Origin of the sequence: Actinomycetospora sp. TBRC 11914, from assembly GCF_012933465.1 — a bacterium.
Lineage (GTDB): Bacteria > Actinomycetota > Actinomycetes > Mycobacteriales > Pseudonocardiaceae > Actinomycetospora.
This window is the reverse complement of sequence record NZ_JABBND010000032.1, coordinates 1-11,761: the sequence shown is the minus strand read 5'-3', so window position 1 is coordinate 11,761 and position 11,761 is coordinate 1. Positions and strand designations below refer to the sequence as shown.

8 protein-coding genes are annotated in these 11,761 nt (G+C 72.3%); 3 read left to right on the top strand and 5 right to left on the bottom strand.

What is annotated here, in order from left to right; all coding sequences use genetic code 11:
- Positions 1–22: 22 nt before the first annotated feature.
- Positions 23–628 (top strand): TetR/AcrR family transcriptional regulator, encoded by a 606-nt coding sequence (locus HH311_RS29470; protein ID WP_169187300.1) that lies wholly within the window; start codon positions 23–25, stop codon positions 626–628.
- Here HH311_RS29470 and HH311_RS29465 read toward each other — a convergent pair.
- The 5 genes from HH311_RS29465 to aceE form a co-directional block, all read right to left on the bottom strand.
- Positions 625–1,104: a DinB family protein gene (locus tag HH311_RS29465; protein WP_169187299.1), complete on the bottom strand. Its 480-nt coding sequence runs from the start codon at positions 1,102–1,104 to the stop codon at positions 625–627. The two genes, HH311_RS29470 and HH311_RS29465, sit on opposite strands and share 4 nt — an antisense overlap.
- A gap of 21 nt (positions 1,105–1,125) precedes the next feature.
- A complete protein-coding gene (locus tag HH311_RS29460) occupies positions 1,126–2,016 on the bottom strand; it encodes a hypothetical protein (protein WP_169187298.1) in 891 nt (296 codons plus the stop codon).
- Positions 2,017–2,035: 19 nt separating this feature from the next.
- Positions 2,036–3,835 (bottom strand): dihydrolipoyl dehydrogenase, encoded by a 1,800-nt coding sequence (gene lpdA / locus HH311_RS29455; RefSeq protein ID WP_169187297.1) that lies wholly within the window; start codon positions 3,833–3,835, stop codon positions 2,036–2,038.
- A gap of 96 nt (positions 3,836–3,931) precedes the next feature.
- On the bottom strand, positions 3,932–5,257 hold the full coding sequence (locus tag HH311_RS29450) for a 2-oxo acid dehydrogenase subunit E2 (RefSeq protein ID WP_169187296.1): 1,326 nt from the start codon (positions 5,255–5,257) through the stop codon (positions 3,932–3,934).
- Positions 5,258–5,280: 23 nt separating this feature from the next.
- Positions 5,281–7,992: a pyruvate dehydrogenase (acetyl-transferring), homodimeric type gene (gene aceE, locus HH311_RS29445; protein ID WP_169187295.1), complete on the bottom strand. Its 2,712-nt coding sequence runs from the start codon at positions 7,990–7,992 to the stop codon at positions 5,281–5,283.
- A 137-nt stretch (positions 7,993–8,129) separates the two neighbouring features.
- Between aceE and HH311_RS29440 the strand changes: the two genes are divergently transcribed.
- Entirely contained in the window at positions 8,130–8,558 is a 429-nt protein-coding gene (locus tag HH311_RS29440; protein WP_169187294.1) for a VOC family protein, read from the top strand.
- A gap of 141 nt (positions 8,559–8,699) precedes the next feature.
- Positions 8,700–11,372 (top strand): pyruvate, phosphate dikinase, encoded by a 2,673-nt coding sequence (ppdK, locus tag HH311_RS29435; RefSeq protein WP_169187293.1) that lies wholly within the window; start codon positions 8,700–8,702, stop codon positions 11,370–11,372.
- Positions 11,373–11,761 lie beyond the last annotated feature (389 nt).

The following is an 11,761-nucleotide window of genomic DNA, read 5'->3' as shown; positions in this document are numbered from 1 at the left end:
GCCTCGGCGGTACTTTACAACGGTGTCAAGTCGTGGCCTGGGTGGTCGGGCGCTCGCCGAGGAGGACCGGCGGGAGCGCCTGCTCGACGCGGCCGAGGTCGCGTTCTGCGCGCACGGCCACGAGGGCACCACCATCGGCGTGCTGGCCACGGAGGCCGGCGTCACCCGCCCGACTGTCTACGCCTACTTCGCCTCGAAGGACGAGGTGTTCCGCGCGCTCGCCGACCGCGTGCGCCAGGAGTTCCTCGAACTGCAGGAGCACGTCGACACGTCGTCGCCGGAGCGCACCGTGCGCGAGGCGATGGCCGCCTACCTCGCCGCCTGGACGCGCCACCGCGGCGTGCTCACCGTGATCGCCCACCAGGCCCTGGCCGACCCCGCGGTGCGGGCCCTGCGCGACGACATCGTCGCCCGCGCCGAGCGCCGCAACACCAGGTTCCTCGAGCGCCTGGTCGCGTCCGGGGCGGCCGACCCCGCGCTCCCGCCCGAGGATCTCTCCCACGCGGTGACCGGGATCGTCGCCCGTGCCGCCGAGATCGCCGCCGACGATCCCGGCCGGCTCGAGGAGCTCGCCCGCCAGGTCGGGGACGCCTACCTCCGGCTCGCCGGGATCGGGCCGCGCGCTTAACCGGCCAGGACCTGTTCGCGCAGGATGTCGGCGTGCCCGCAGTGGTGGGCCAGCTCCCGCAGGACCTGCAGGTAGACCCAGCGCAGCGTGCGGGGCCCGGACCGGTGGCCGGTCAAGACCGCATCCAGCGGCAGGTCGGCGACCGCCGCCCGGGCCGTCGCGCAGGCGTCCCGGTGCGCGGCGGTGACCGAGGCGACGGTGTCGGCGTCGGTGAGCCGGAACGACTCGTCCGGGCTGCTCACCAGGCCGAGCTCCCGACGCGATGTCCCGCCGACGCACTCCTCGAACCACACCCGCTGCATCCAGGTCACGTGCTTGACGAGGCCCAGCAGCGTCGTCGCCGACGGGACCAGGCGACGACGGGCCTGCTCTTCGGACAGCCCGGTGAGGGCGGCTTCGAGGGCGCCGCGGTACTCCTCGACGAACGCGTCGAGCTGGGTGCGCTCGTCGTCGAGCGGCACGTCGAACGAGCCCATCGCGGTATCCCACCACCCGGGTCAGGACGTGGATACCGCGACCGCACGCCCCTCGGGGTGGGGCCGTCCGAGCCACGTGCCCTCGGGCTGGTCCGGGCGGGCCACGTACCCGCGCAGCTCGTAGGTCTGGATCGCCCAGAAGACAGCGAAGGACGAGATCAGCACGAACTCCACCCAGAACACCCAGTGCTCGCCGCCGGCGAGGAAGGCGATCACGGCGGCGACGGGCATCCCGACGGCCGCTCCCCCATAGATGCGGGCGTACCCGGGCCCCCGTGAGCTCGCCGCGTTGAGCACCACGACGAGGAAGATGCCGACGAACAGCGAGATCGCGGCGGTGGGGTGCGCCGCGCTCTGGAAGCGCTCCCGCGACGTCAGGAAGATCAGCGCGCCGCCGACCAGCGCGAGCGCGGTCACGATCGACGCGACGACGGACACCGTCGACACCCGCTCGCGGAGCCTCGCGCGCACGAAGACCACCGCGTTGACGACGACGGCGAGGGCGGCCACCACGAGCAGCGCGGAGACGTTGTTGGTGGAGGCCGAGAAGATCTCGTCGGTGCTCGGGAGGTTCGAGAGGTCGCACACCTCGTCGCCGGGCTGCGTCGGCACGAACGCGACGATCACCGCGAGGAAGCCCGAGAAGTTGAGAAGGACGTTCTCGAGGTCGGTGTTCCCGCGGTAGAGGACCAGGCAGAAGCCGACGGCCGACAGCGCCGCGACGAACACCGGCCGGACCGGCGTGTAGTAGTAGGAGCTGAATGACGTGCGATAGCAGTCGCCCGGCCCGATCAGCCACACCTGGATCGCGACCGACACGAAGAGCAGGACGACCAGCAGCACCATCACCACCCGGAGACCCAGGTAGGTCTTCCGGATGCTGTCCAGGCGGTCCCCGCCGAGCGGCTCCACCCCACACCCCCGGCGTGCGTCAGGCCTTCGCGGACTTCTTCTTCGGCAGGTACAGGTCGGTGAGGGTGCCCTCGAACGCGTCGGCCGCCATCCCGACGGTCTCGGACAGCGTCGGATGGGGGTGGATCGTCAGGCCGATGTCGGCGGCGTCGGCGCCCATCTCGATGGCCAGCGCGGCCTCCGTGATGAGGTCGCCGGCCGAGGGCCCGACGATGCCGGCACCGATGATGCGGTCGGTCTCGGTGTCGAACAGGAGCTTCGTCGAGCCCTCGGAGCGCCCGAGCGAGAGCGACCGCCCGGACGCCGCCCAGGGGAAGGTCCCCGTCCCGTAGGACAGCCCCCGGGCCTTGGCCTCGGTCTCGGTGACCCCGACCCAGGCCACCTCGGGGTCGGTGTAGGCGACCGAGGGAATGACCCGGGCGTCGAACGCGCTCGGCTTCCCCGCGGCCACCTCGGCGGCGACCTTGCCCTCGTGCACGGCCTTGTGCGCGAGCATCGGCTGCCCGACGACGTCGCCGATCGCGAACACGTGCCCGACGTTCGTCCGCTGGTGCTCGTCGACCGGGACGAACCCCCGATCGGTCACCGCGACCCCGGCGGCGTCGAGCCCGAGCCCCGACCCGTTCGGCACCCGGCCCACGGCGACGAGCACGGCGTCGAAGGTGTCGGTCTGCGGGGCCTTCGCACCCTCGAAGCTCACGACGAGGCCGTCGTCGGTCGCCTGGACGTCGGTGACCTTGGTGGCGAGGAGGACGTTCTCGTAGCGCTTCCCGATGTGGCGGGCGAGCGGCTTGACCAGGTCGGGATCCGCGCCGGGGATGAGCTGGTCCATCAGCTCCACCACGGTGATCCTCGAGCCCAGCTCGGCGTAGACCGTGGCCATCTCCAGCCCGATGATCCCGCCGCCGAGCACGAGCAGCCGCTCCGGGACCTCCGCGAGCTCGAGGGCGGACGTCGAGTCGAGCACCCGCGGGTCGTCGTGGGGGATGAACGGGAGCCGCACCGGCTCCGACCCGGCCGCGACGATCACCTGGTCGAACCCGACGACGGTGGTGGACCCGTCCGTCGTCGTGACCTCGACCCGGTGCGGGGAGAGGAACCGGCCGGTGCCCTGCAGCGTCGTGACCTTGCGCTGCTTCGCGAGGCCGGCGAGGCCGCCGACGAGCTTGCCGACGACGCCGTCCTTCCAGGACCGCAGCCGGTCGAGGTCGATGCTCGGGGCCCCGAACGAGAGACCGTGCTCGGCCATCTCCTTGGTCTCGGCGATCACCTTCGCGGCGTGCAGCAGCGCCTTGGACGGGATGCAGCCGACGTTGAGGCAGACCCCGCCGAGGGTGTCGCGCCCGTCGACGACCATGACCTCGAGCCCGAGGTCGGCGGCCCGGAACGCCGCGGTGTAGCCGCCGGGTCCGGCGCCGAGGACGAGCAGCCCGACGTGGCGGTCCTCGGCGCCGTCGGCCGCGGCCGCGGGGGCCGTCCCGGGCGAGGCCGACGCCGGCGGGGCCGGGTGCGCCGCCGCCGACGGGGTGCCCGCGGTGGAGGTCTTCTGCGTGGGGGCCGGGGTGGCCGTCGCCGCGGCGGCGTCCTCGGCCGGCGTCAGGACGAGGATCGGCGAGCCCTGCGAGACCCGGTCCCCCACCGCGACGCGCACCTCGGTGACCGTCCCGGCGACCTCGGCCGGCACGTCCATCGTCGCCTTGTCCGACTCCAGGGTCAGCAGCGGCTCGTCGAGGGCGACCTCGCTGCCCGCCGTCACGTGGACCTCGATGACGGGGACGTCGGTGAAGTCGCCGATGTCGGGGACCTCGACCACGGTCATGGCTCACGTTCCCTTCTCGTCGGTAGGTGCGCTCCGCGCTCGTGAGCAGAAAGTGTCGGTATACCGACCTTGAGTGCTCACGAGGCCGAAGGCCACCTAGAGCAGCAGCCGGCGCTCGTCGCCCATCATGTGCGCGAGGTGACGGGTGAAACGGGCGGCGAGGGCGCCGTCGATGACGCGGTGGTCGTAGGACAGGCACAGCGGCAGCAGCGTGCGCGGCTCGAACTCCGAGCCGTTCCACACCGGCGCCACCCGGGACCGGACGACGCCGAGGATCGCCACCTCGGGCGCGTTGACGATCGGGGTGAACGCGGTGCCGCCGATCCCGCCGAGCGAGGAGATCGTGAACGAGGCGCCGCGCATGTCGTCGGCGGTGAGCTTGCCGTCGCGGGCGCGGGCGGACACCTCGCCGAGCTCCTTCGAGAGCTCGACGATGCCCTTGCGGTCGACGTCGCGGATCACCGGCACCACGAGCCCGCCGGGCGTGTCCACCGCGACCCCGAGGTGGTAGTAGCGCTTCAGGATCAGCGCGTCCTTCTCCGGGGTGAGCGACGCGTTCACCGTCGGGAACGCCTTGAGCGCCGACACCGCGGCCTTCATCAGGAACGCGAGCAGGGTGACCCGGTAGCCCTCCGCCTTCGCCGCGGTGTCCAGCTCCTTGCGGTAGGCGTCGATGCCGGTGATGTCGGCGTCGTCGTTGTGCGTGACGTGCGGGACGTTCAGCCACGAGCGGTGCAGCGCCGGGCCGGAGATGCGGGTGATCCGCGACAGCGGCTGGGTCTCGACGGGGCCGAACACCGAGAAGTCCTGCGCCGGCACCTCCGGGATGCCCGACCCCGACGACGGCGGCGCCGCGGGGGCCGCCGCGGCCGGCGCCGACGCCCCGTCCCCGCCGCGGACGAACGCCAGCAGGTCCGACTTGGTGATCCGCCCCTTCGGCCCGGACGCCGGGATGCTCCCGAGGTCGACGCCGAACTCCCGGGCGAGCTTGCGCACGCTCGGCCCGGCGTGCGCGGGCAGGTCCGACGCGCCGTTGCTCGCCGTCGAGGGCGACGACGGGGTCGGGGCGGGCGCGGTCTCCGTCGGCGGCTCCTGCTCGGCGGCCTCGGCGTCGGCGACCTCCCGCCCGCGGGCGGGTTCCGGCGCGGCGGGGGCGTCCTCGGCCGGCTCGCCCTCCCCCGCGTCGAGCACGATCACCGGGGTGCCCTGGCTGACGGCGTCGCCCACCGACACCAGCACCTCGGTGACGAGCCCGGCGTGCGACGACGGGACGTCCATCGTCGCCTTGTCCGACTCCAGGGTCAGCAGCGGATCGTCGACGGACACGACGTCGCCGGGCGACACGTGGACCTCGATGATCGGGACGTCCGAGAAGTCGCCGATGTCGGGGACGGCGACCTGGATTGCAGCGGGAGCCGACATCTGTGGTGGTCTCCGATCAGGTCTCAGGCGTGCGCCGGGGCGGGCCGCTCGGGGTCGATGTCGTACTTGGCGATCGCGTCGGCGACCACCGAGGCCTCGACGACGCCGTCGCGGGCCAGCGCCGAGAGCGCGGCGACGGTGACGTAGCGGCGGTCGACCTCGAAGAAGTCGCGCAGCGCGCGGCGGTAGTCCGAGCGGCCGAAGCCGTCGGTGCCGAGCACCTCGAAACGCCGCCCGGTCACCCAGGCGCGGATCTGGTCGGGGAAGGCGCGCATGTAGTCCGTGGCCGCGACGACCGGGCCGGGCGGCCGGGACGCGAGCTGCCGCTCCACCCACGACTGCCGGGGTTCCGACGTCGGGTGCAGCAGGTTCCAGCGCTCGGTGTCGAGCCCGTCGCGGCGCAGCTCGGTGAAGCTGGGTGCGCTCCACACGTCGGCGACGACGCCCCAGTCGGACTCGAGCAGCTCCGCAGCGGCCATCACCTCGCGCAGGATCGTCCCGGAGCCCATCAGCTGCACGCGGGGTCGCTGCGCCGCCTTCGACCGCGACCGCTTCCCGGGCACCGGAGCACCCTCGCTCAGCAGGTAGAGCCCCCGCACGATCCCCTCCCGGACCGCGGCCTCGTCGTCGGTACCCAGCCCCGGCATCGGGGGGTGGGGGTAGTTCTCGTTCATCAGCGTCAGGTAGTAGAAGACGTCCTCCTGCTCGACGTACATCCGCCGCAACCCGTCCGCGACGATCACCGCGACCTCGTGGGCGAAGGTCGGGTCGTAGGACACGCAGTTCGGGATGACCGACGAGAACAGGTGCGAGTGACCGTCCTCGTGCTGCAGGCCCTCGCCGTTGAGCGTGGTCCGCCCGGCCGTCCCACCGAGCAGGAAGCCGCGCGCCCGCAGGTCCCCGGCCGCCCAGGCCAGGTCGCCGACCCGCTGGAACCCGAACATCGAGTAGTAGATGTAGAACGGGATCATCGGGGTGTCCGACGTCGAGTACGCGGTGGCCGCGGCGATCCACGACGACATCGCGCCCAGCTCGTTGATGCCCTCCTGCAGCATCTGGCCGCTGCGGTCCTCGCGGTAGGACATCAGCTGACCCTCGTCCTCGGGCGTGTAGAGCTGCCCGACCCGGGAGTAGATCCCGAACTGCCGGAACATGCCCTCCATGCCGAAGGTGCGGGACTCGTCGGGGACGATCGGCACCACGCGCTTGCCGATCTTCTTGTCCCGCAGCAGCGTGTTCAGCACCCGGACGAACGCCATCGTCGTCGAGATCTGCCGGTCCCCCGAGCCCGCGAGCTGCGCGCCGAACGCCGAGACGTCGGGCACCTCGAGCGACTCCGAGCGGCGCCGCCGCGCGGGCAGGTAGCCCCCGAGCGCCTCGCGGTGGCGGCGCAGGTACTCCTGCTCCTCCTCGCCGAGCCGCAGGTAGGGCAGCGCGTCGACGTCGGCGTCGGCGACCGGCAGGTCGAAGCGGTCGCGGAAGATCCGCAGCTGCTCCCCCGCCATCTTCTTCTGCTGGTGGGAGATGTTCTGGCCCTCGCCGGCCTCGCCCATCCCGTAGCCCTTGACCGTCTTGGCGAGGATGACCGTCGGCCGGTCGGGCTCGGTGACCGCCGCCGAGTAGGCCGCGTAGATCTTCGACGGGTCGTGGCCGCCGCGGGTCAGCGCCCAGATCTCGTCGTCGGTCCAGTCCTCGACCATCGCGGCGGTCTCGGGGTACCGGCCGAAGAAGTGCTCCCGGACGTAGGCGCCGTCGCGGGACTTGAACACCTGGTACTCGCCGTCGACGCACTCCTCCATGAGCTGGTGCAGCCGCCCGGTGGAGTCGCGCTTGAGCAGCTCGTCCCACCGACTGCCCCAGATGACCTTGACGACGTTCCAGCCGGCGCCCCGGAAGACGCCCTCCAGCTCCTGGATGATCTTGCCGTTGCCCCGCACCGGCCCGTCGAGACGCTGCAGGTTGCAGTTCACGACGAAGATCAGGTTGTCCAGGTGCTCGCGCCCGGCCAGCGAGATGGCGCCGAGCGACTCCGGCTCGTCCATCTCGCCGTCGCCGAGGAACGCCCACACGTGGCGGTTCTCGGTGTCGGCCAGCCCGCGGCCGTGCAGGTACTTGAGGAAGCGCGCCTGGTAGATCGCCATCAGCGGCCCGAGGCCCATCGAGACCGTCGGGAACTGCCAGAACTCCGGCATCAGCCACGGGTGCGGGTACGACGAGAGCCCGTGCCCGGAGGTCTCCTGCCGGAACGCGTCGAGCTGGTCCTCGGTCAGGCGGCCCTCGAGGAAGGCCCGCGCGTAGATCCCCGGCGACGAGTGGCCCTGCATCATCACCAGGTCGCCGCCGTGGCCCTCGGACGGTGCGTGCCAGAAGTGCTGGAAGCCCGTGTCGTAGAGCGTCGCCGCGGACTGGAAGCTCGCGATGTGCCCGCCGAGCTCGCTGGACTCCTTGTTGGCCCGCAGCACCATGGCGACGGCGTTCCAGCGGATCGCCGAGCGGATGCGGTGCTCGACCGCCCGGTCACCGGGGTGCGGCGGCTCGGCGTCGACCGGGATGGTGTTCACGTACGGCGTCGTCGCCGAGTAGGGCACCGGCGCGCCCGCCTGCCGGGCCTGGGCGATCAGCTCGTCGAGCAGGTCGTGCGCCCGCTGCGGCCCCTCGACCGCGAGGACCGACTCCAGGGCCTCCCGCCACTCCTGGGTGCCCTCGGGATCCGTGTCCGTCGGCTCGTCGACCATGCGGCACCGTCCTCCCTGGAGCCGCGGCGGCGCGGCACGTGATGCGGGGCGTCCCACCCTGCCGTCTGGGTCGTCACCGCGAAAGTCGAGGCGCCCGGGCGGTTGCCTCCCCCGGTAGGGGGCAGGATTCTCGAGGCGTGCTCCTCGACGGCGTCGACCACATCGCGACCATCAGCCACGACCCGGCACGCCTCGGCGCCTTCTACGCCGCCGTCTTCGAGGCCGAGATCGGCGAGACCCACCGGCACGGGCAGCAGGGCGAGGAGACGATGACGGTCTTCCGCATCGGCCCGCACACCGAGCTCAACGTCTTCACGATCCCCTCCAGCGACGAGGCCGACCGCCAGACCCCGATGTGGCACCGCGGCCGGCTCGACCACTTCGGGCTGCACGCCGCCTCGCGCGAGGCGTTCGCGACGATCCGGTCCCGCCTGGTGGAGCACGGCGCCTCGGACGGCACCGTCAACGACTTCGGCGGTGCCTGGAGCCTGTTCTTCCGCGACCCGGACGGCCTCGAGGGCGAGGTGCTGCTGCCGAAGGACGGCCGCACCGAGCCGCCCGTCTGACCCTCTCGCGCCCGGCGTCCGGCCTCTGGATCGAAGCAGGAAGGACGGACCTCGCCCGTTGGGCCATGGTGTCCGCGCCCCCGAGGTGCCAGCGTCGTCGGGTGCCGCCGGCAGGGGCGGTGGGACCAGGGGACGGTGACGATGACGAAGTTCGTCTACGACTTCGCCGAGGGCGACAAGGACCAGAAGGACCTGCTGGGCGGCAAGGGCGCCAACCTCGCGGAGATGACGAACCTGGGGCTGCCGGTGCCCCCGGGCTTCACGATCACGACCGAGGCCTGCCGGGCGTACCTGGCCGGCGGGCGCGAGCCCGACGGCATGGCCGACGAGGTGACCCGGCACCTCACCGCGCTCGAGCGGACGATGGGCAAGCAGCTCGGTCAGGCGGACGACCCGCTGCTGGTCTCGGTGCGCTCCGGCGCCAAGTTCTCGATGCCCGGGATGATGGAGACCGTCCTCAACGTCGGCCTCAACGACGCCTCGGTGCACGGGCTCGCCGCCCAGGCCGGCGACGAGCGCTTCGCGTGGGACTCCTACCGCCGGCTCGTCCAGATGTTCGGCGCGACGGTGCTCGACATCGACGCCGAGCACTTCCACGACGCCCTCGAGGCCGCCAAGTCGGCCAAGGGCACGAAGAACGACCTGGACCTCGACGCCGGGGACCTCGCGGCCCTCGTCGAGACCTTCAAGGGCGTGGTCCGCGAGCACGCCGGCCGCGACTTCCCGCAGGAGCCGCGCGAGCAGCTCGACCTCGCGATCCGCGCGGTGTTCGACTCCTGGAACTCCGAGCGGGCGAACATCTACCGCCGCCAGGAGCGCATCCCGTCCGACCTCGGGACCGCGGTCAGCGTGTGCTCGATGGTCTTCGGCAACCTCGGCATGGACTCCGGTACCGGCGTGGCGTTCACGCGCGACCCGGCGTCGGGCGCGCAGGGCGTGTACGGCGACTACCTGCAGAACGCGCAGGGCGAGGACGTCGTCGCCGGCATCCGCAACACGCTGCACCTCACCGAGCTCGAGCGGATCGACGGCTCGTCCTACCGCGAGCTCATGGAGATCATGCGGACGCTCGAGAACCACTACCGCGACCTCTGCGACATCGAGTTCACCATCGAGCGCGGCAAGCTCTGGATGCTGCAGACCCGCGTGGGGAAGCGGACTGCGGCCGCCGCGTTCACCGTCGCGACGCAGCTCGTCGACGAGGGCCTCATCGACGACGACGAGGCGCTGCGGCGCGTCACCGGCCACCAGCTCGCGCAGCTGATGTTCCCCCGGTTCGACCCGGACGCCGAGAAGCAGCTCCTGACGACCGGCATGAACGCCTCACCGGGCGCGGCCGGCGGCAAGGCCGTCTTCGACTCGCCCACCGCGGTCGCGTGGGCCAAGCGCGGCGAGAAGGTCGTGCTGGTCCGCCGCGAGACCAACCCCGACGACCTGTCGGGCATGATCGCCGCCGAGGGCATCCTGACCAGCCGTGGCGGGCGCACCTCCCACGCCGCCGTCGTGGCCCGCGGCATGGGCAAGACCGCCGTGTGCGGCGCCGAGGAGCTCGAGGTCGACGTCCGGGAGAAGCGGTTCACGACCGCCTCGGGGATCGAGGTCCTCGAGGGCGACGTGATCGCCATCGACGGGACCAGCGGCGAGGTCTACCTCGGCGAGGTCCCGGTGGTGCCCAGCCCGGTGATGGCGTACTTCCAGTACGGGACCGTCGACCGCGGCGACGAGCTCGTGACCGCCGTCGACCGGATCATGCGCCACGCCGACACCCGCCGTCGGATGCGCGTCCGCGCCAACGCCGACACCGGCGACGACGCCGAGCTGGCGCGCACCTTCGGCGCGGAGGGGATCGGCCTCTGCCGGACCGAGCACATGTTCCTCGGCGAGCGCCGCTCGCTGGTCGAGGAGCTCGTCCTCGCCGAGACCCACGACCAGCGCGAGAAGGCCCTCGCGGCGCTGCTGCCGCTGCAGATCGAGGACTTCACCGCGCTCTACCGGGCCATGGCGGGCCTGCCGGTGACGATCCGGCTGCTCGACCCGCCGCTGCACGAGTTCCTCCCCGACCTCACCGAGCTGTCGGTGGAGGTCGCCGTCGCCCGGGAGCGCGGTGAGCTGACCTCCGAGCGCGAGGAGCTGCTCGCCAACGTCCGCCGGCTCCACGAGCAGAACCCGATGCTCGGCCTGCGCGGCGTCCGGCTCGGCATCGCCGTGCCGGGGCTGTTCGCGATGCAGGTCCGGGCGATCACCCGGGCCGCGGCGTCGCTGGCGGCCGAGGGGCTGTCGGTACTCCCGGAGATCATGGTGCCGCTGGTCAGCACGGTGCAGGAGCTCCAGGCGGTCGCGGCCGAGATCGCCGACGTGGTGGCCGAGCCGGAGTCGCGGGTCGAGGGCGAGCCGGTCCCCCACCAGGTCGGAACGATGATCGAGCTGCCGCGGGCGGCGCTGGTCGCGGCGCAGATCGCCGAAGTCGCGCAGTTCTTCTCGTTCGGCACCAACGACCTCACGCAGACCACGTGGGGCTTCTCCCGCGACGACGTCGAGAGCTCGTTCTTCTCGGCCTACCTCGACCACGGCATCTTCGGGGTGTCGCCGTTCGAGTCGCTGGACACCGTCGGCGTCGGGGAGCTCGTCGAGATCGCGTCGTGGCGGGGCCGGGAGGTGCGCCACGACCTCAAGCTCGGCATCTGCGGCGAGCACGGCGGCGACCCGGACTCGGTGCACTTCTTCCACCACGCCGGGCTCGACTACGTGTCCTGCTCGCCGTTCCGGGTGCCGGTGGCCCGGCTGGAGGCGGGCCGGGCGGCCGTCGTCGCCTGACCCGGCGCGAGGGGACCCCTCGGGCGGATAGAGCGACCGGATCGTCCCCTCGCAGTCGGGCCGGGCGGGCTTGATCACGAACCGTGGAACGGAGTGCCCCAGATGTGGGGCACTCCGCTCCACGGATGTCGATCATGCTCAGGGGCTCTGGCCGGCCGCGTCCGACGGCTGCCCGCGAGGGGCACACGAGGCAGCCCGCACGGGCCGCAAACCAGCCCCACGTGCTCGTGATCACCGGCACCGGGCGTCGGTCCGGGCCGCCCACCAGCCAAGGGCACATCAGGCAGCACACGAGACCTTGGGCTCAGGGGGTGGTCGCAACACCGGTGGTTGGTGGGGCGGACAGTAGCTGTCCCATGGCGGCGGCGGGGTTGCGCCAGCCCAGGGTT

Bases quoted from the DNA above. Each gene is read 5' to 3' on its own strand.
- HH311_RS29465 (WP_169187299.1), bottom strand. From the start codon at position 1,104: ATGGGCTCGTTCGACGTGCCGCTCGACGACGAGCGCACCCAGCTCGAC.
- lpdA (WP_169187297.1), bottom strand. From the start codon at position 3,835: ATGACCGTGGTCGAGGTCCCCGACATCGGCGACTTCACCGACGTCCCC.
- HH311_RS29450 (WP_169187296.1), bottom strand. From the start codon at position 5,257: ATGTCGGCTCCCGCTGCAATCCAGGTCGCCGTCCCCGACATCGGCGAC.
- aceE (WP_169187295.1), bottom strand. From the start codon at position 7,992: ATGGTCGACGAGCCGACGGACACGGATCCCGAGGGCACCCAGGAGTGG.
- ppdK (WP_169187293.1), top strand. From the start codon at position 8,700: ATGACGAAGTTCGTCTACGACTTCGCCGAGGGCGACAAGGACCAGAAG.